18 protein-coding genes are annotated in these 17,793 nt (G+C 62.2%); 10 read left to right on the forward strand and 8 right to left on the reverse strand.

Annotation, left to right across the window (positions count from 1 at the left end; all coding sequences use genetic code 11):
* Nucleotides 1–121: 121 nt before the first annotated feature.
* The 5 genes from JI745_RS17030 to JI745_RS17050 all read left to right on the forward strand — a co-directional run bounded on the left by JI745_RS17030 (nucleotide 122) and on the right by JI745_RS17050 (nucleotide 5,390).
* A complete protein-coding gene (locus JI745_RS17030; RefSeq protein ID WP_201809575.1) occupies nucleotides 122–1,111 on the forward strand; it encodes a tripartite tricarboxylate transporter substrate binding protein in 990 nt (329 codons plus the stop codon).
* A 2-nt stretch (nucleotides 1,112–1,113) separates the two neighbouring features.
* Nucleotides 1,114–1,779, forward strand: coding sequence for a response regulator (locus tag JI745_RS17035; RefSeq protein WP_201809576.1), 666 nt, complete (start codon nucleotides 1,114–1,116; stop codon nucleotides 1,777–1,779).
* A complete protein-coding gene (locus JI745_RS17040; RefSeq protein ID WP_201809578.1) occupies nucleotides 1,772–3,187 on the forward strand; it encodes a sensor histidine kinase in 1,416 nt (471 codons plus the stop codon). Before JI745_RS17035 ends, JI745_RS17040 begins: the two co-directional genes overlap by 8 nt.
* 125 nt (nucleotides 3,188–3,312) lie before the next feature.
* Nucleotides 3,313–4,323, forward strand: coding sequence for a porin (locus tag JI745_RS17045; protein WP_236675025.1), 1,011 nt, complete (start codon nucleotides 3,313–3,315; stop codon nucleotides 4,321–4,323).
* 80 nt (nucleotides 4,324–4,403) lie between these two features.
* Nucleotides 4,404–5,390, forward strand: a complete 987-nt coding sequence (locus tag JI745_RS17050; protein WP_201809581.1) for a tripartite tricarboxylate transporter substrate binding protein — start codon at nucleotides 4,404–4,406, stop codon at nucleotides 5,388–5,390.
* 40 nt (nucleotides 5,391–5,430) lie between these two features.
* Here the strand turns inward: JI745_RS17050 and JI745_RS17055 are convergent, their stop codons facing one another.
* The 7 genes from JI745_RS17055 to JI745_RS17085 all read right to left on the reverse strand — a co-directional run bounded on the left by JI745_RS17055 (nucleotide 5,431) and on the right by JI745_RS17085 (nucleotide 12,875).
* On the reverse strand, nucleotides 5,431–7,002 hold the full coding sequence (locus JI745_RS17055; protein ID WP_201809584.1) for a methyl-accepting chemotaxis protein: 1,572 nt from the start codon (nucleotides 7,000–7,002) through the stop codon (nucleotides 5,431–5,433).
* 127 nt (nucleotides 7,003–7,129) lie between these two features.
* A complete protein-coding gene (locus JI745_RS17060) occupies nucleotides 7,130–7,603 on the reverse strand; it encodes an acyl-CoA thioesterase (protein WP_201809587.1) in 474 nt (157 codons plus the stop codon).
* 76 nt (nucleotides 7,604–7,679) lie between these two features.
* Nucleotides 7,680–9,191: a tripartite tricarboxylate transporter permease gene (locus JI745_RS17065; protein WP_201812613.1), complete on the reverse strand. Its 1,512-nt coding sequence runs from the start codon at nucleotides 9,189–9,191 to the stop codon at nucleotides 7,680–7,682.
* Nucleotides 9,188–9,634, reverse strand: a complete 447-nt coding sequence (locus JI745_RS17070) for a tripartite tricarboxylate transporter TctB family protein (RefSeq protein WP_201809591.1) — start codon at nucleotides 9,632–9,634, stop codon at nucleotides 9,188–9,190. The genes JI745_RS17065 and JI745_RS17070 overlap by 4 nt, the downstream gene beginning before the upstream one ends.
* Before the next feature lie 55 nt (nucleotides 9,635–9,689).
* Entirely contained in the window at nucleotides 9,690–10,676 is a 987-nt protein-coding gene (locus tag JI745_RS17075; RefSeq protein WP_201809594.1) for a tripartite tricarboxylate transporter substrate binding protein, read from the reverse strand.
* A gap of 86 nt (nucleotides 10,677–10,762) precedes the next feature.
* Nucleotides 10,763–12,145 (reverse strand): sensor histidine kinase, encoded by a 1,383-nt coding sequence (locus JI745_RS17080; protein WP_201809597.1) that lies wholly within the window; start codon nucleotides 12,143–12,145, stop codon nucleotides 10,763–10,765.
* A 55-nt stretch (nucleotides 12,146–12,200) separates the two neighbouring features.
* Nucleotides 12,201–12,875 (reverse strand): response regulator, encoded by a 675-nt coding sequence (locus tag JI745_RS17085; protein ID WP_201809600.1) that lies wholly within the window; start codon nucleotides 12,873–12,875, stop codon nucleotides 12,201–12,203.
* Nucleotides 12,876–13,176: 301 nt separating this feature from the next.
* Between JI745_RS17085 and JI745_RS17090 the strand changes: the two genes are divergently transcribed.
* The 5 genes from JI745_RS17090 to JI745_RS17110 all read left to right on the forward strand — a co-directional run bounded on the left by JI745_RS17090 (nucleotide 13,177) and on the right by JI745_RS17110 (nucleotide 16,920).
* The gene (locus tag JI745_RS17090) at nucleotides 13,177–14,313 is read left to right on the forward strand and encodes an ABC transporter substrate-binding protein (RefSeq protein WP_201809603.1); all 1,137 of its coding nucleotides are present in this window, start codon (nucleotides 13,177–13,179) and stop codon (nucleotides 14,311–14,313) included.
* A gap of 17 nt (nucleotides 14,314–14,330) precedes the next feature.
* The gene (locus tag JI745_RS17095; protein ID WP_201809606.1) at nucleotides 14,331–14,606 is read left to right on the forward strand and encodes a LysR family transcriptional regulator; all 276 of its coding nucleotides are present in this window, start codon (nucleotides 14,331–14,333) and stop codon (nucleotides 14,604–14,606) included.
* A 100-nt stretch (nucleotides 14,607–14,706) separates the two neighbouring features.
* On the forward strand, nucleotides 14,707–15,222 hold the full coding sequence (locus tag JI745_RS17100; RefSeq protein WP_201809608.1) for a hypothetical protein: 516 nt from the start codon (nucleotides 14,707–14,709) through the stop codon (nucleotides 15,220–15,222).
* Between the two features lie 56 nt (nucleotides 15,223–15,278).
* Nucleotides 15,279–15,497, forward strand: a complete 219-nt coding sequence (locus JI745_RS17105) for a hypothetical protein (protein WP_201809611.1) — start codon at nucleotides 15,279–15,281, stop codon at nucleotides 15,495–15,497.
* A 505-nt stretch (nucleotides 15,498–16,002) separates the two neighbouring features.
* Nucleotides 16,003–16,920, forward strand: a complete 918-nt coding sequence (locus JI745_RS17110; RefSeq protein ID WP_201809614.1) for an NYN domain-containing protein — start codon at nucleotides 16,003–16,005, stop codon at nucleotides 16,918–16,920.
* Nucleotides 16,921–16,977: 57 nt separating this feature from the next.
* Here the strand turns inward: JI745_RS17110 and JI745_RS17115 are convergent, their stop codons facing one another.
* Nucleotides 16,978–17,772, reverse strand: a complete 795-nt coding sequence (locus JI745_RS17115; RefSeq protein ID WP_201809616.1) for a hypothetical protein — start codon at nucleotides 17,770–17,772, stop codon at nucleotides 16,978–16,980.
* Nucleotides 17,773–17,793: the final 21 nt, after the last annotated feature.

Here is a 17,793-nt window from a genome sequence, read left to right on the forward strand (position 1 = left end):
CAATCTTTGGCAGTCCGCCTTTCGATGCGCTGTCGAAAGTCGATTGCATTTCCCTAGAAGCTGACAGCACTTCGACAGGCTCAACGCTTATGTTGGTGCAACGAAACTACCGGACGGCCCGATGCAACTGTTCGCCATCTCACTGCGACGCGTGTTTGCAGCGGCGAGCGTCGTTCTGGCCAGCGCGGCGTGCGCAACACCCTCGCCGGAATTCGAGTGCATCGCCGGCGCTCAGCCCGGTGGCGGATTCGACCGGACCTGCAAACTCCTGCGCACGGCCTTCGCCGACGACCCGTCACTGAACCGCCACTTCCGTATCCGACACATGCCTGGGGGCATCGGAGCGGTCGCCTGGCATACCGTCACCTCCCAGCGGCGGGCCGAGCCCAACACGCTCGTGGCCTTTTCGACTGGTTCCGTGCTCAACATCGTGCTGGGCCGGTTCGGCAAGGGCACCGTCAACGACGTTCGCTGGATTGCAACCGTCGGGGCGGACCACGGCGCCGTGGCGGTGCGGGCCGATGCACCGTACGCCGACCTTCCGTCCTTGCTGGCACACCTGAAGGCTAAGCCCTCCAGCGTGATCTTCGGCGGCGGCGGGCGTCTGGGAAGCCAGGACTGGATGAAGTCGGCTTTGGTGGCGCGCGCTGCAGGGGTTCCTCACAAGGCGATGCGCTATGTCGCCTTTGAAGGCGGCGGGGAGTCGCTGACGGCGCTGATCAGCGGCCACATCCACGTCTACGCCGGCGACGCCTCGGAAATCGCCCCCTTTGTGAAGAGCGGTGAGGTGCGACTGTTGACCGTCCTGGCGGCTGCTCGACTGCCAGGCGTTCTGAGCAATGTTCCAACACCACGTGAATTGGGGGTCAGCATCGAGGAATGGACGACTGTCCGAGGGGTCTATGCCGGACCAGACGTGCCTCCTGCCGATGTGGAACGGCTGACTCGCATCTTCGAGCGGATCTCCCGTTCGGAAAGCTTCGTCAAGGCGCGCGATGACCTTGGGATGACCCCCTTCAATCTGCGAGGTGAAGCGCTGACAACGTACGTCAAGAAGGACGCGCAGCGCCTGAAGAAGCTTGCCAGCGATTTCGGGCTTGGCTCTCCCTGACGATGAATCTCCTCCTCATCGAAGACCATCCGGAGCTGTCGCTCTGGCTCGGCCGCGCGCTCAAACAATCGGGCCACGACATCACCTTCGCGCTGGATGGTGAAGACGGCGAGAATAAGTTGCGCCAAGGCGGCTTCGACCTGGTCGTACTTGATCTGAACCTTCCACTGCGTCCTGGCCTCGATCTGCTGTCGGGCATGCGCGCTCGCGGCGACACGACACCGGTGCTCGTGCTGACAGCGCTGGCGGACGTCTCCGACCGTGTTCGAGGGCTGAAAGCCGGTGCAGACGACTACCTGCCCAAGCCGTTCGATGTCAACGAGTTCGAGGCACGCGTGCAGGCCCTGTTGAGACGACCGAAGGATCTTCGGCCCGAAGAGCGACGCGTTGGACGGCTGCTGCTGGACTACAAGCAGAACGCCTTCTACCTGGACGGCGAGCCAGTGCTGCTCTCCAAACGCGAGCATGCCCTCCTGCGCGTTCTCTTTGAACGCGAAGGACGTGCCGTGAGCAAGGAGTTCTTGCTTGAGGCGGTCTTCGCCGGTGAAACCAACGCGGACGCCGTAGAAGTGGTGGTGTACCGGCTGCGCAAACGCCTGGAGAACTGCGGATTGCAGATCAACACGCTTCGGGGGTTGGGGTACATGCTCGAAAGGCAGCATGCCTAAGGGCCAGAACTCGCTGCGAGGGACCCTTCTCCTGTGGCTGCTGGTTCCCACCGTGGTGCTTCTGCCACTGAATGCGTTCTGGACTTACTTCGGCGGGATCACGGTCGCCAACACCGCCTACGACAGATCCTTGCTCGTGTCCGCGCGAACGATTGCAGAGCGTATCCAGCTCGATGAAAAGAAACTGAGCCTGGAGCTGCCCTATGCCGCGCTCGACATGAGCGACAACGATCTGGGCGGGGACTTCTACTTCCGCGTGACCGGTCTGAAGCGCGAGCACGTCGCCGGGTTTGATGACTTCCCCAGCCTGCCTCCCAACGTCCCACTGTCGAAGGCCTATCCCGCACTCGTTCACTTCTACGACGCCGAGTACCGCGGGCGTCCCGTGCGAGTGGCCGCGCTGCATCAGCCGGTGAGTGGTGACGCGATCACCGGGGTCGCGCTCATCCAAGTGGCGGAGACGCTCGAATCACGCTCGGCATTGACACATCGACTGCTCATCGAGACGCTGGTCCAGCAAGGTCTACTGCTGGCCCTTTCGGTCTTGGTCATTCTGTTCGCAGTGGGGCGCGGCTTGCGTCCGCTCGAGCGCGTGCGCGTCGATCTCGAGCGACGCGACGTACAGGACCTGACACCGCTGGACGAAGCTGCGGTGCCGTCCGAGACGCGAGCATTCGTCGCGGCTCTGAATCGGTATGTGGTGCGACTGTCGAAGATGGTCGAGCTTCGCAAAAGCTTCATCGCGAACGCTGCGCATCAGTTGCGCACGCCTATCGCGGTTCTGAAGACGCAGATTGGCGTGGCGAAGCGAGAGAAGGATCCTGGCGCGCTGGGTGACGTGCTGGCCGCGATCGATGACACCACCCAGTCGGCCGCGCGGCTCGCGAATCAGTTGCTGTCGCTCACGCGTGCAGAGCACGGTCTTGACACGGGTGCGAGCGTGGCGAGCATCGATCTACTCGCGATGGCACGCCATGTGGGCCTGGAGGCCGTCCCTCGGGCCATGGAATCCGAAGTCGACATCGGGCTCGACGAGACGTCCGACAAACCGGTTTGGATCTATGGCGACGCAGTGTTGCTGCAGGAGTTGCTGATCAATCTAGTTGACAACGCGATCAAGTACGCAGGGCCCGGCTCCCGCGTCACGATTCGCGCATTACTCGAGCCGCCAGGTCGCGCGGTGCTGGAGGTGGAAGACAACGGACCCGGCATTCCGCCGCACGAACGTGAGCACGTGTGCAAGCGCTTCTACCGGGTTGCAGGGCAGACAGTGGCAGGTTCAGGGCTGGGGCTAGCCATCGTTCAGGAAATCGTCTCGCGTCACAACGGGCGACTCGAACTGCTCGACGCGAGCACCGGCAAGGGTTTGCGTGTACGAGTGGAGCTGCCGGTCAGTCCACATGTATGACTCTTTTGGCAAGTTGTTGTTGCGCAGCCACCCATGAACGAGATGAAACCCTTTCGGCGACAGGCGATTGACAGGTGGTGAAACAAAGAATCTCTGGGCATTTCCACCAACGAGGAGACCTTGCCTTGAAGATTCAAACCCTTGCTGCAGCAGCAGCCACACTCGCCGGCTTCGCTGGCAACGCATTCGCCCAGTCCACTGTGACGCTCTTTGGCATCGTCGATGCCGGCGTCTCGCAAATCAAGAACGGCAGTGAGTCGCGCAAGTTGCAAAGCGTCGACGGCCTGTCGTCCAGCCGCCTCGGGTTCCGCGGCATCGAGGACCTCGGCGGAGGCCTGAGCGCTGGCTTCCACCTGGAAGGTGCACTCGTGCCGGACACCGGCAATCCTTCCGGCTACAACTTCCAGCGTCGCTCGACGGTGAGCCTGATGCACAAGAGCGTCGGTGAGCTACGTCTTGGCCGCGACTACGTCCCCACCTTCTGGAACCTGAGTGCCTTCAGCCCCTTCGGCACCAACGGAGTCGGCGCTTCAGGGCTTCTGTTCTACGGCTTCGGCGGCAGCTCTTCCACGGCGCCGACGATCGTGCGTTCCAACAACTCCATCGGCTACTTCCTCCCACGAGACCTGGGCGGCGTGTACGGCCAAGCGATGGTTGCCGCAGCTGAAGGCGCGGCCACGGGCAAGTACGTCGGTGCCCGAGTTGGCTTTGCCACCGGTCCGTTCGATGCAGCTGTCGCCGCGTCCGAGGTGACGAACAACGCGGCCGGCGACAAGTTCAAGTCGTTCAACGCCGGTACCTCGTACAACTTCGGCTTCCTGAAGCTCATGGCGCTGTACTCGACCAGCAAGCAGACCACGACCGAACAGGTGACCTGGCTCCTCGGCGTGACCGCGCCGGTGGGGTCCGGCGAGATCCGTGCGGTCTACATGGACGCCGATCGCAAGAACTCCGGCAACGACGGCACCCTGATGGCCCTCGGCTACGTGCATAACCTGTCCAAGCGCACGGCGCTGTACGGACAGGCCGGCCGCATCAAGAACGAGGGCGGCGCAACGTTCTCGTACGGCGGCCCGACGCAACCTGCCGGTCGTCCGTCCACCGCCATCGAAGCGGGTATCCGTCACTCATTCTGAGATCCCGGGCTGCCCACACGCGCAGCCTTTTTCATCGTGCCAGTCACTGGTGCGAACCTTGCATTTCTGGAGGTACCGCAATGCCCACGTTCTCTCTCAGTCGTCGACAAGCAGTGGCCGCAGGTGCCTTGACCGCAGCTGGCATCACTCCGCTGATCTCACGCGCTCAAGCCTGGCCCTCGAAGCCCATCCGCCTGGTGGTTCCATTCGCTCCGGGCGGCAGCTCGGAGATCATCGCCAGAGCGACAGCAGTGGAGCTCGGCAAGAACCTTGGCGGGTCGGTCTTCGTGGACAACAAGCCGGGTGGCGGCGGAAACATCGCGATGGCCGAAGTGGCCAACGCCGACGACCAGCACACGCTCATCCTGGGGCACATCGGCACGCTGGCCGTGAACCCGTACATCTTCGACAAGCTGCCCTACGACGTCAGCCGTGATTTCAGGCCGATCTCCTTGCTGGCGAAGGTCCCCAGCCTCTACGTCGTCAAGCCCGACCTGCCGGTCAAGAACCTGAAAGAGTTCCTTGCCCTGGCGAAGCAGAAGCCCGGACAGCTCAACTACAGCTCCGCCGGCAACGGCAGCGCCGGCCATCTCGCGTTCGAGTACCTGAAATCGGCGTCCAACACCTTCATCGTTCACGTGCCGTACCGCGGCACCGGTCCGCAACTGACCGACTTGCTGGCAGGGCGCGTCGATGCAGCTGCCATCGGTGCGCCTGCCATCCTCCAGTTCATCAAGACGGGCAAGGTTCGTTGCATCGCGACCGGCACTGCTCAGCGCATTCCGCAGCTGCCCGACGTGCCGACGGTTGCAGAACAGGGACTCTCTGGCTTTGAGATGACCCAGTGGTATGGGCTCATGGCACCCGCCAAGCTGAACCCTGCCCACGACGCGAAGCTGATGGCGGCGACGATGAAGTCGCTCAAGGATCCAGGCCTGCTCGAGAAGTTCGCTGCCGATGCTGCGCTCTCGGTAGGCGGCACTGCTGCCGAGTTCGAGAAGTTCATCGCAGTCGAGCAGCAGCGCTGGAAAGCAGTGATCACCCGCGCCAAGATCAAGCCCGACTGATCGATCGCTAGACGGGCAGCGTGACGATCCGACGGAATCGTCACGCTGTCGCCTCGTCCAGCTGGAATGTTTCCACCAGCTCTGAGAGCCGCCGGGCTTGTTGCTTCAGGCTTTCTGCAGCGGCAGCAGATTGCTCCACCAATGCCGCGTTCTGCTGTGTCGCCTGCTCCAGCTTGTTGATGGAGCCACTCACCTGTTCGACGCTTCCGGCTTGCTCATGAGACGACTTGCTGATGTCGGCGATCAGGCGGGTGGTGCTTTCGACGGAGGCCAGCACATCCTTCATCGTGCCCCCAGCCTTGTCCACGAGCGTGCTGCCGGCCATGACTCGGTCGACCGAAGTGCCGATCAAGGCCTTGATCTCGTCGGCCGCTTTGGCTGAACGTTGTGCAAGCGTTCGGACCTCGTCGGCGACGACCGCGAACCCGCGACCTTTGTCACCGGCGCGGGCCGCCTCCACCGCAGCGTTCAGGGCAAGGATGTTGGTCTGGAAGGCAATGCCATCGATCACGCCGATGATGTCGCGAACCTTCATTGAAGACGAGTTGATCTCGCCCATGGTGGCAACGACGTTGGACACCATCTCACCGCTGCGAGCGGCCACATTGGCAGTCTCCGCAACGTGCACGTTGGCGTGATGGGCCGACTCAGCGCTCGTGCGCACGGCCTCGCTCAACTGCACGATGGTGCTGGCGGCAGACTGGAGGTTGGCCGCGGCCTGTTCGGTTCGCACGCTCAAGTCCTGGTTGCCGTGCGCGATCTCGGCGCTGGCATGCGTGATGTCGCTCACCGCCAGGCGAACCTGGCTCACGATGGTGCGCAGGCTGTCCTGCATGTTGGACAAGGCGCGCATCATGGCGGCGGTTTCATCCTGGCCAACAACGTCAATGGACCCAGAGAGGTCGCCCGCGGCGATGCGGTTGGCGAAGGAGCGAGCGTTTCCCATCGGAACGCAGATGCTGCGCATGTTGATCAGGGTGAGCGGAACCACGATGGCGACCGCAAGTCCGACGGCGACGGCGAAGGACATCAGGGCCAGCTGCATCGCATCGTTCATCTCGCCCTTGCCGGCCTTCGCGTCCGTCTTCTGCAGCGCCGCCACCATTGCCACCTTGGCTTCTGCCGCGTCCGCGGCATCGTGCGCCTGCCGCATGACGCGCACGACGATCGATGGGCTGTCGTAGGCTGAAGCTTCCAGCTGACCGATCACCGGCAGCAAGGCCGCGGAGTAGGCCGACATGTGCACCTGGATCTCGTCAAAGGCCTTGGCACGTTCACCGCTGGCCCTCTTCTTCATTGCATCCAGATCTTTGAGAAGCAGGTCACGGTGCTTGAGCCAGGCGGCCTTGTCCTTGGCCACGTTGGCCGCCTTCTCGTAGTTGATGATCATGTCCTTCTCGAGTCGGCGCAGGCTCGTCATGTTGTTGCGCAACTCGAACACGTCCTCGGAGGCAGCGACAGAGCGGTCAAGGTACTCCTGGCTCAGGTCCCTCAGCTTGAACATACCGAAGACGCCTGCGCCGCCCACCAGCGCCAGCATGATCATCACAACCATGATCAGCACCGTCATCCGTGCCTTGATCGTGAAACGTTGGATCCAGAGAGCTTTCATCGTCGTTCCTCATGGCGCGGCAACTGCAACCGCGTTAGGAGTGGTCATCGACGTATGAACAAACCCCTTCAATTCCGTTTGGAGATGGAAGGCGCCACAAGCGGCCGGGCCGCGGAGGAGTACTCGATCAGGACTGCTGGCCGGTGCTCTGCTCGAGGAACCGCCTCATGTCGCGGCGGGCGACGGCGGCAGCCTGGCGGCGTGCCTCGTCTGGGTTGGACGGTTGCAGCGGGCGAACCTGGAGTGGACGCCGGTCGTCGTCAACCGCCACCATCGTGAAGAAGCAGCTGTTCACGTGCTTCACTTCGCGGGTGCGGATGGTCTCGGCCAGCACCTTGATGCCGACTTCCATGGACGAGGTGCCTGTGTAGTTGATGCTGGCGAGGAATGTGACCAACTGCCCGACCTGTATGGGATGCCGGAACATCACCTGGTCGACGCTCAGCGTGACCACGTAGCTTCCAGCATAGCGGCTGGCGCAGGCGTAGGCCACCTGGTCCAGCAGTTTGAGGATGGTGCCCCCGTGGACGTTGCCTGCGAAGTTCGCGGTGTCTGGCGTCATCAGCACCGTCATGGACAGTTGATGGGATGGACCGTTCACGGTGGGCTCAGGAAAGAGTTGATGGATGCACCGATCCGGCGCGCATGCAATGACTGCACGAGCGCCCGCGGGAGGTTCAGGCTGTCGCCGCGACGGGAGCCTTGCGCCGGCAGGCCTTCACCAGCGGCGGGACCAGCAGCATGGCGACGGCAGCAGCCCAAAGACCCATCGAGATGGGACTTTCGATCAAGACGCGTACGTCGCCGTTGGTGATCGACAGCGCGCGTCGCAGGTTCTGCTCCATCAGATCGCCGAGTACGAAGCCGAGGATCAGCGGAGCCATCGGAACGCCTTGCTTGCGCAGCAGGTAGCCGATTGCGCCGAGCGCGGTCATCAGCAGCAGGTCGAACGTTGTCGCATGCACCGCATAGACGCCCAGTGCGCTGACAGCGAGGATGGCAGGTACGAGCATCCAATTCGGCACGCGCAGGATGCGGGTGAACAGTCCCACCATCGGAATGTTCATGCACAGCAGCATTGCGTTGGCGATGAAAAACGACGCGATCAGACCCCACACGAGGTTCGGCTGGTTCGTGAAGAGCGCCGGACCGGGCGTGATGTTGTAGAGGGAGAGTGCCCCCATCATCACCGCCGTGGTTCCCGATCCCGGAACGCCCAAAGTGAGCATCGGCACGAATGAGCCAGTCGCCGAGGAGTTGTTCGCGGCCTCCGGTGCGGCGACGCCGCGGATGTCGCCCTTGCCGAAGGTGTTGTCCTTGTCGGTGAGGCGCTTCTCCATTGAGTAGGTCATCGCGCTGGCGATGGTGGCTCCCGCGCCAGGCAGCACGCCGACGAAGAAGCCGACGACGCTCGAGCGGAGCGTGCCCCACCATGTGTACGCCAGTTCCTTCAGGTTGAACATCGCGCGACCGGTGTTCGTGATGACCCCAGCACTGGTGTGATGCTCCTGAAGCATCAGCAGGATCTCGCTGATCGAGAAGACACCGATCACGACGACCACAAACTGAATCCCGTCGGAGAGGTGCACGTCACCGCCGGTGAGACGGTAGACCCCCGAGTTGGAGTCCAGGCCGACACATGACAGCGACAAGCCGATCACGGCGGCGAGCCCGGCCTTGACGGGAGCGTCACCTAGGAGCCCGGCGATGCAGGCAAACGCGAAGCACATCAGCGCAAAGTATTCGGCAGGTCCGAAGGAAAGTGCCCAGCTCGCCAGAACTGGGGCGCAGACAACGATGCCGATCGTTGCGGTCAACGAGCCGACGAATGAGCTCCACGCCGAAATCGACAAGGCGACCCCGCCAAGTCCCTGCCGTGCCATCGGGTAGCCGTCGAGGGCGGTCATGATGGCGCCAGCATCACCCGGAACGTTCAGCAGGATCGACGAGATGCGTCCGCCGTACTCGCAGCCGATGTAGACGGCGGCAAGCAGGATCAGCGACGACTCAGGGGGCAGCTTCATCGCATAGGCGAGCGGCATGAGGATCGCCACGCCGTTGATGGGCCCGAGACCGGGCAGCAGCCCGACGACGGTTCCGATGAAGGCGCCAATGGCTGCAATCATCAGGTTGGTGGGCGTCATCGCCACGGAGAAGCCCGCGAGCAGGTGTTGCAGGATGTCCATCAGCGTCCTCCGAGAAGCCAGGAGAGAACGCCCGTGGGAAGTACGACGTCCAGCACTTTGTCAAAGATGAAGAAGAGGGCCACGCCAAGGCCGAGGCCCGCGACGAGTGACTGCTTCCAGGTGCCGCCGAATGCCAAGCCGATGGGCACGGCCATGAGGGCGGTGGCCAGCGCGAACCCCAGCGTCTCGAAGAGCAGCGAATACACCACGATCGCGCCGAGGCACACGAGCGTGTGCTTGATCGGAACGCCATGGAAGCTGCCGCTTTGAAGCGTGGGGCGAAGCACGAGCCAGATTCCGGCCAGGCCCATCAGGCCGGCGAGCAGCAATGGGAAGGCACGCGGGCCGACGGGTTCGTAGGAGATGGCAGCGCCATAGTCCTTGACCGCCCACGCCATGGCAGCGGAGGTCAGGACGCACGCAGCGCCAAGAATGCGATCACTCATGATGTCGAGGGTGAGCCGCCCGAGCGAGGCCCGGGCGACGTACTGCAGAAGGGGTTTACTTGGCGGCCGCGACGTTCAGGCCGAACTCGTCAGCCAGCTTGCGGTAGGCCGCGACTTGTTTCTTCACGTGGGCGTCGGCGTCGGCGCCGGTCAACGCGAGCGGGAACAGTCCGCGCTCGGTGCGCAGCTTGTCGTACGCTGGGGTCGCCATCATCTTCGCGAAGGTGTCCGACCATGCCCTGAAGTCAGCGTCGCTGACCTTGGGGCCCACGTAAAAGCCGCGCACGATTGGCCACTCCACGTCGGCCCCTTGCTCCTTCGCGGTCGGCACGTTTGCAAGGTCGCCGGCCAGTCGCTTGTCCGACATTACAGCCAGGATGCGCACCTTCGTCCCCGCCTTGATCTGCTGCAAGGTCTCGGCGGCATCACCGCTGAAGACATGGATATGGCCGCCCTGCAGCGCCGTGATGGCTTCACCACCTCCTTCGAAGGCCACGAAGCGCATGGACTTCGGGTTGATGCCAGCGGCGCGCGCGGTGAGCGCGGCCTTCATCCAGTCCTGACTGCCAACGGTGCCACCGGCCCCGAACACGACCTTGCTGGGATCTGCCTTGACGGCGGCGAGCACGTCCTTCAGCGACTTGAAGGGGGAACTCTCAGCAACGACGACTGCACCATAGTCGGCACCGATTACGGACATCCAGCGCACATCGCTTTCGCCATAGCGGCCGAACTTGCCCTGCGCGAGGTTCAGCAATGAGCCACCCGAGAAGGCGATGATGGTGTTCGCGCTGTCGGGCCGCTGCGCGATCACCGTGTTGTAGGCCACCGCACCGATGCCCCCAGGCATGTATGTGACGCGCATGGGATCGGCGATGTACTTCCCTTCCAGCAAGGCGCTCTGCGCGAGCTTGCAGGTGAGGTCAAAGCCACCGCCCGGCTTGGCAGGGGCGATGCACTCCGTCTTGTCGAGGGGCCCGGCCACCGCCAGCCAACCCACGAGGGACAACGCAGTGCCCAGGAATATTTGCTTCAGCTTCATGTGAGTCTCCGTCAATGTTGCGCACGCCGACATCAACCGCGTCAACGTTCGAACGAAGATACGAAGCGAGCACTTTCAGTGAGCTTTCACGCCGGCTGATGGGACTCGGGGTTAACCCGCGATCCATTGCGGAGAGGACGGTACGACGGCAGGAACACACTGACGGACAGTCCGATGCCCTGACGCCCGTGGGTGAGTTCTAGCCGGCCGCCGTGCCGCTCAGCGATTGACTTCACGATGGCCAGCCCCAGTCCTGATCCCGGCTGACTGGCGTTGCTGCCCCGGAAGAATCGCTCGCCGGCCCGCGCGAGATCTGCGGGGCTGAGGCCGGGTCCAGTATCGATCACGCAGAGTCGTGCCTCGGTCAGGCCGGCCTGCACCTCCACCACCACTTGGCCTCCTGGTGGTGTGTACCGAATCGCGTTGTGCAATAGGTTCGCCAATGCCTCTTTGAGCAGTGGCGCGTTGCCAGTCACAAGCACGGAGGCTGACGTCGTTACAAGCTCAAGATCAACTTGGCGCGACCTTGCCTCCGCCCACCACGACCGAGTGGTCTCCTCTGCCAGAAGCACCAAGCTCAAGGTGGTGGTTTCCATATCGATGCTGTCTGCTCTGGCCAATGCGAGCATCTGGTTGGTCTGGCGAATGGTCTCGTCGAGCTGGGACTTGACCGCGGCGATTGCGGTCCGCATGTGATCGGCGTGCAACTCGCGCAACGCGAAGGACACTTGCGTGGCCAGCGTCGTCAGCGGCGTGCGCAGTTGATGTGACGCGTCGTCCACAAACTGCCGCTGGACCCGGCCCAGCTCTCGGGTGCGCTGCACGTGCTGGTTGATGGCCTCTACCAAGGGGCGCACGTCCCGAGGGATGGCGGAAGTGCTGATGGGGGTGAGGTCCATCGGAAGACGCGACTGCACCTCGTGCCTCAGTCGAGCGAGTGGCCGAAGCGCCCAACCGATGACGGCCGCCAGGAGGGCGCCGAAGACCAGCATCAGCAACAGGTCTCGGACAAGGGTCTGCACCACCAGGGTCCGCGTGAACCGCTCGCGCGTCGAGAGTGACTCCGCGACCTGGATCGTGACGCGCTGTGCAGAAGGCTGACCCGCAATGGGACGGCTCAACATGCGGGCATAGCTACCGACGCGCACCGGCTCCCCGAAATACACCGCGTCGATGTATTGGGGTTGACCGGTAATCAAGGGTTTGGCGGGCGGTGGCAGGTCTGCGTTGCCAATCTCGACCAAGCCATCCTCGGTCGCGACCCGGTAGTGGACGTGGCCACTCGCTGCCAGCTCGAAAAACTCGAGCATTCGATAGGGCAACTCGACGGCAAGACCTCCGCTCTCGGTAGAGATGTTCGAGTCGATCGACTTGATGGCTCCCAACAGCGATCGGTCGTAGGCTGCGTTCGAAGCCGCGATCGTCGTGCGCCAGGTAAACCAAAGCTCCACGTGGATCACGAGGAGCATGCACGGTAGAAGCACTAGCAGCAGGGTTTGCCGCAGGCTCAACCTGTGCCACGCCTCAAGCATCTGGTGTGCTTTCCAAGACGTAGCCAAGGCCACGCACGGTTCGAATGCCGACTGGGGTGTGGCCTAGGCGTTTGCGGATGCGATGGACAAGTACCTCGATCGCGTCGAGTCGTACGTCCTCGTCGTCACAGAACACTCGGTCGAGGATCTCCTGCTTTGACAACGGCTCGCCGCTTCGCTGGATCAGGGCTCGCAGGACCGCGCTCTCTCGCGGTGTGAGATTGAGCGTCGTGCCGCCCACGGCGAACTGACGGGTCCCCACGTCGAACACGAGCGGACCACATGTGAAGCGCGGGTGTTCACTGCCTCTTGCTCTGCGGATCAGCGCCACGAGCCGTGCCTCAAGTTCTTCCACCTCAAATGGTTTGGCCATGAAGTCGTCGGCACCTTCGTGAAGGCTCGTCACGCGCTCACGGAGAGAGTCGCGCGCAGTCAGTACGAGAACGGGCAAGCGTTGATCGGCAGCGCGCAGGGCTGCGAGAACATCATGGCCGCTCGAACCGGGCAACCCGAGATCGAGGATCAGTGCGTCGTAGAGCGTCGACTTGATGCTGCGGTGAACCATTCGTCCATCGTTGACCCAATCCACATGGAACTGGCTCTGCGCGAGTGCGCGCACGAGCCATGTCGCAAGCTCCTTCTCGTCTTCTGCCAACAAGATGCGCATGGTGGTCTCGCTGAAAAACGGTGCGCAGTATTCGTCTTTCCGTATTCACATCGAATCGCGTTTCTACCTATTCGTTATGTTGGATGAGATCGAGCGTCAGTCGTTCACGAGTGATGACGCTTCGATCAACTCAACCGCAAGACTGTGTCGGCATGACAGGCGATTGACAGGTGCTCTTCCCAGAATGAGTTGACCCGGAATGGTGGGCACAGCAGGTGCACAACGTTGTCATGCCACGTGGTCGTGACGTTGTGCACGTGATGTGTCTGCCTTGTGATGTCGCTTCAGAAGGATGGCACTCATGGTCACTTCACGGATGGTTCGAGCGGTGTTGGCCGCAGCAATTCTGGTCAGCGCAAGCGCTGCTATGTCGCAGGAGGGTGTGACACGCACATCAATCCTGCTGGGGCAGTCTGGTGAGTACAGCGGTCAAGGTGTTGCACGAGAAAACATCGACGGAGCGAAGGTGTACTTCGCTGCGGTCAATCGGCGTGGCGGCATTCATGGGCGCACCATCGAACTGAAGACGTACGACGATGGTCGCGACGTGAAACGCGTCGTTGCCAACACTGAACGCCTGATCACTCAAGACAAGGTCTTCGCGCTCTTCGGCTATCGAAGCACGCCCTCGGTCGAGGCGGCCATTCCGGTGATCACGCGCGAGAAGGTCCCCATGGTTGCGCCCTTCTCAGGCGCCCAATCGATCCGGTCGCCGCACCACCCGATGGTTTTCCATTTGCGGGCGAGCTACCACCAGGAGGCAGTGCGCCTCATCCAGCAACTCACGACGCAAGGCGTAAGCAGGATCGCCGTGATGTACCAGGACGACTCCTTCGGCAAAGACGCACTCGTCGGCTTCGAGGAGGCACTCAACCAAGCGAAGGTGAAGTCGCTGGCAACGGCGAAGTATGACCGCAAGGACATGGACGTGCGGTCCTCGGTTCTCACCATCTCTGCAGTGAAGCCCGATGCGGTCGCGATGGCCTGCTCTCCAAAGGCTTGCATCGATTTCATCAAACAGATGCGAGCCCGTGGCCTGCGCTCCCAGTTCCTGACGCTGTCCAACGTCAACTCGGATGAGTTCGCCAAGTCACTTGGGCCAGATGGTCGCGGCGTGGTCGTCACGCAGGTCATACCCTACCCTTGGAGTCCGACGGTGCCCCTGGCACGGGAGTTCCGACAGGCGCTCAAGGACACGGGCATGCAGGTGCCCGTGTCGTACTCCAGCTTTGAAGGCTTCATCGCGGCCAAGCTCGTGGCGGGCGCGCTTCGATTGGCAGGGCCGGATCTCAACCGAGCGAAGTTCATCACCGCGCTCGAGAGCATGAGCGATCTCGATCTTGGCGGCCTTCGTGTCGGCTTTTCGCCGACCGATCACGAAGGCTCCAACTATGTAGACCTCAGCCTGATCAGCCGCGAGGGCAAGTACATCCGCTGAGCGACGACCGCCGAACCATGCAGCTCAGGCAACTCAAGTACTTCGTCGTCGCGATCGAGCTGGGGACGCTTCAGGCGGCGTCGAAGAAGTTGTTCATCGCGCAGTCCGCCATCAGCAAGCAGATCGCGACGCTGGAGGACGACCTCGGTGTGCAACTGCTCGAGCGAGGCCGCGGCGGGGTGCGTCCGACCCCCATCGGCGAACACTTCTATCAACACGCCAAGTTTGTGTTGTCGAGCGTCGAGGGCGCTCGCAGGGCAGTCGAAAACTTCAAAGCCGTCAACACCGGCTAGACGATCTGAAGGAGGGAGTCGATTGAGGGCAAGCGAACTGCCTACCGAGATGCGAGGCTTTGGCACGGTGCTGAGGCCGTTGTCACATGCCGACCACTGCGTGAACGTCCTCTCCGGCTGGGACGCCACGCTGCTCGCATGTCAGGGGCGGCTCGATCCGCGCAAGTTTGTGGAGGAGGCGCTTCGGGCCAGGGCCGAAGGCCGTCAGCTCGCGCTCGCCGTGATCAACGTGGGACGTGATGGCCTTGCTGGCGTCACGTCCTTCGACACGGCGAGCGCGCGAGCTCGGCATGCCGTGGTGGGAAGGACCTACCTCCTTGATGTCTTCGGCCGGCGCAAGACGCGGCTTGAAGCGAAGTACCTCAAATTGCGATGCGCCTTCGACGAATGGGACTGCGAGGCTGTGACGGTGCGAGCGCCTTGGCAGGAGCAGCTGAGCTCGTCAGACCCGGGCGACGAAGCGCAGGAAGAAGTGTCCGTGGTTCACCAAATCATGGAAGACACCGGCCGCTTCGGCGACATGAGCGGCTTCGAGATCGCAAGACATGAGTGGCCGATGCTCAAGATCAAGCTGGAGGGCCGCATCGGGCGCCTCATTCAGAGAACGCACCTGTGACCAATCACCTTCGCGCCCGCAGGGGGCAACTTTTCATCAACCAAGGAGGAGGAACCATGCCCAACTTCATCATCAACAAGAACGCGCAGCCTAACGGCGACCATGAGGTTCACAACACCACCACGGGCTGCACCTATATGCCATCTCCCGAAAACCGGATCGATCTCGGCACTCATTGGTCCTGCCAGGAAGCCGTCACCACGGCGAAATCGCGTTGGCCGCAGAGCAGGATCAACGGCTGCTACTACTGCTGCAATGCCTGCCACACCAGCTGATCGATGTTGTGCTTCAGATAGCGCTGAAAAAGTGGTTGGTAGACCGTTGAGAGCGACAGGTGTTTGACAGCTCGACTCTGCAGAATCTCGCGTCGGGTGAGGTGAGGATCTTTGCTTCTTCCAAAGGAGCTTCGACTGCTGACCACACCTGGGGGCTGAAGCTTGCGACGCTTCAGAACTCGGTTAGCTTTGTCTCCTAGGTGCCGCGTTTGGCCGAAGAGAGCGGACGAACGGGTCTAGTTCGGGTCCCACTTGTTGGGACCCATTTTTTTGGCAGCCGGAGATGCACAGCCCGGAGCCAGATCCGAGCGCCACTCGCTGAGCACCTTGTTGGATTGCGTAGAGATTGGCGCGCCATGCACCAATCCGCACGTTCCGTCAATTATTTATAGACGCCGATGGCAAAGAGCACCTATACTGCAGTCAGCCAGCAGCCGCACCTCTATCCGCGCGTTGATGGCATCTGCCCCCTGTTCAGGGGGCTTATCTTTTTCCGGGGTTCGAAATGAACCGATTCGCCGTGATGGTGGATGCCGGATACCTGCTGTGCCAGGCGGTCGACATCGTGAGCAACCGCAGCAGCAAGAAGCGGCGGGACCTGGAGATCGTCGATCCTGCCGGACTGGTTGCGCTTCTCATCAGGAAGTCCAAGGAGCTGCTCGCGCTCGATGGCAAAGAGCTGTTGCGCGTCTATTGGTACGACGGCGTGTTCCCGACGGGCATGACGGAGCAGCAGGCCGCAATGATCAACGTTGACGACCTTGTGCTTCGCGCGGGCACGGTCAACGGCGCAGGCAAGCAAAAAGGCGTCGACTCGTTGATCGTCACGGAATTGGTGGAGCTGTCTTCACACCACGCGATCTGCGATGCCGTGCTGGTGACGGGCGACAGTGATCTGGCCGTCGGCATCGACCTCGCGCAGCGCAGAGGTGTTCGCATAGCCGTGCTCGGCGTGCAGGACCTGACACAGGGGGTCATCGACCAACAGAGTGCGGAGATCCGCAATCGCTCCGATCGTGTGGGGCACCTGTGTCGGGCGGACATCGAGGGTTTGGTGCGCTTCAAGCCGGCGGCGCGAAAGGCTGCGTCGACTGAAGCGCCGGCAAAGCCGTCCGCGCCGCCCTACCAGCGGGAACTGACCCCGGACGATGACGTCAAGATCGGCGACGCGGTACGCACTTTCATCAACGCCCAGGAAAACCCCGCGCTGCTGCGCAATGCAATCAACGCGACCACCCAGAAGATCGACGTCAACGTCGACCGCATCCTCATCCACAACATCTTCAGGATGTTGGCTCGTGGCGAACTCACGAACGCCGAGAAGATGCTTGCGAGAGCCAAGTTCCGGGCGCTCTTGCACGAGCTTGGAACAGACGATGCGGTCGTAAGCGTAGCGCCGGCGAGCGAAGCTCCGAAGACCTGACGCTCCTAGCGAGGCCCGCGCCGAGGGTGCAAGGTCCCCTTTCACGCACGGCGACGGCTACGCTGTCTCCACCGGCCGGATGGATTGCAGGTAATCGTGGAACGCTTCGGCCATCTGCCGAGCCGTGACCAGGTTTTTGCTCCAGAACGAAGCCAGAACAATCCATTCGGCGCTGAAAAGCTTGGATCGCAGCCAGTAGTGCAAGGGCGACATGCGAAATGGATTGCCCATCAGCCGCTGGCGCTCACGATCGATCTGCCACTCCAAGAATTTGAGGTTGAACACCTCTCCCCATACCTCGACATCTCCGCGGCGCAGGCCCATTGCCTCCTCCACGTTGTCGATCGGGTCCAGAAGGCGAGGTTCGCTTCTAAAGTTGGTAATCGGCCTGCTGTTTGCATCGAGCAGTTCGCGCACTTCGATCATGAGCGACTCGTACGGCTCGTCCGCGCAGTCGCCATGAAACTTCAAGTCGCGAAAGGGCAACCCGATGGGAGCCTGGATCGGCGTACTGCCGACGCCGTACAGCACGACGGCGATTTGGTGATGCACCTTGCTTCCCGTGCCGGTCACGGTCAGGACGACCTTGGAGAACAAATTGCCGTCCGTCGCCCTGATCCAGATCTGCGGTGATTGCTGGCGGCGAGCGAGGTAGTACTTGCCGAGGTGAAGGTCGAATTCGAGTCCCTTGGCGAGCCGCATTGGCCGCAGGCCAAGCCGCTGCCCATGGGAGTTGTAGACCGTCGAGATCAGGTACGCCTCTCGGAACAGAAACCTGCCGAGCGCGGTGAGGGGCTTCTTGAGCAAGCGTTTGAACAATCCAAAGATTCCCAGCGGAAAATCGAAGCTCATGATGGAAGCGTCGTGGTCGAG

The sequence above is a fragment of the Piscinibacter sp. HJYY11 genome (assembly GCF_016735515.1).
Taxonomy (GTDB): Bacteria; Pseudomonadota; Gammaproteobacteria; order Burkholderiales; family Burkholderiaceae_C; genus Rhizobacter.

Coding starts and splice junctions, on each gene's coding strand:
- JI745_RS17040 (WP_201809578.1), top strand. CDS start 1,772: ATGCCTAAGGGCCAGAACTCGCTGCGAGGGACCCTTCTCCTGTGGCTG.
- JI745_RS17090 (WP_201809603.1), top strand. CDS start 13,177: ATGGTCACTTCACGGATGGTTCGAGCGGTGTTGGCCGCAGCAATTCTG.
- JI745_RS17085 (WP_201809600.1), bottom strand. CDS start 12,875: ATGCGCATCTTGTTGGCAGAAGACGAGAAGGAGCTTGCGACATGGCTC.
- JI745_RS17075 (WP_201809594.1), bottom strand. CDS start 10,676: ATGAAGCTGAAGCAAATATTCCTGGGCACTGCGTTGTCCCTCGTGGGT.
- JI745_RS17105 (WP_201809611.1), top strand. CDS start 15,279: ATGCCCAACTTCATCATCAACAAGAACGCGCAGCCTAACGGCGACCAT.
- JI745_RS17095 (WP_201809606.1), top strand. CDS start 14,331: ATGCAGCTCAGGCAACTCAAGTACTTCGTCGTCGCGATCGAGCTGGGG.
- JI745_RS17070 (WP_201809591.1), bottom strand. CDS start 9,634: ATGAGTGATCGCATTCTTGGCGCTGCGTGCGTCCTGACCTCCGCTGCC.
- JI745_RS17110 (WP_201809614.1), top strand. CDS start 16,003: ATGAACCGATTCGCCGTGATGGTGGATGCCGGATACCTGCTGTGCCAG.
- JI745_RS17115 (WP_201809616.1), bottom strand. CDS start 17,772: ATGAGCTTCGATTTTCCGCTGGGAATCTTTGGATTGTTCAAACGCTTG.
- JI745_RS17055 (WP_201809584.1), bottom strand. CDS start 7,002: ATGAAAGCTCTCTGGATCCAACGTTTCACGATCAAGGCACGGATGACG.
- JI745_RS17080 (WP_201809597.1), bottom strand. CDS start 12,145: ATGCTCCTCGTGATCCACGTGGAGCTTTGGTTTACCTGGCGCACGACG.
- JI745_RS17035 (WP_201809576.1), top strand. CDS start 1,114: ATGAATCTCCTCCTCATCGAAGACCATCCGGAGCTGTCGCTCTGGCTC.
- JI745_RS17050 (WP_201809581.1), top strand. CDS start 4,404: ATGCCCACGTTCTCTCTCAGTCGTCGACAAGCAGTGGCCGCAGGTGCC.
- JI745_RS17030 (WP_201809575.1), top strand. CDS start 122: ATGCAACTGTTCGCCATCTCACTGCGACGCGTGTTTGCAGCGGCGAGC.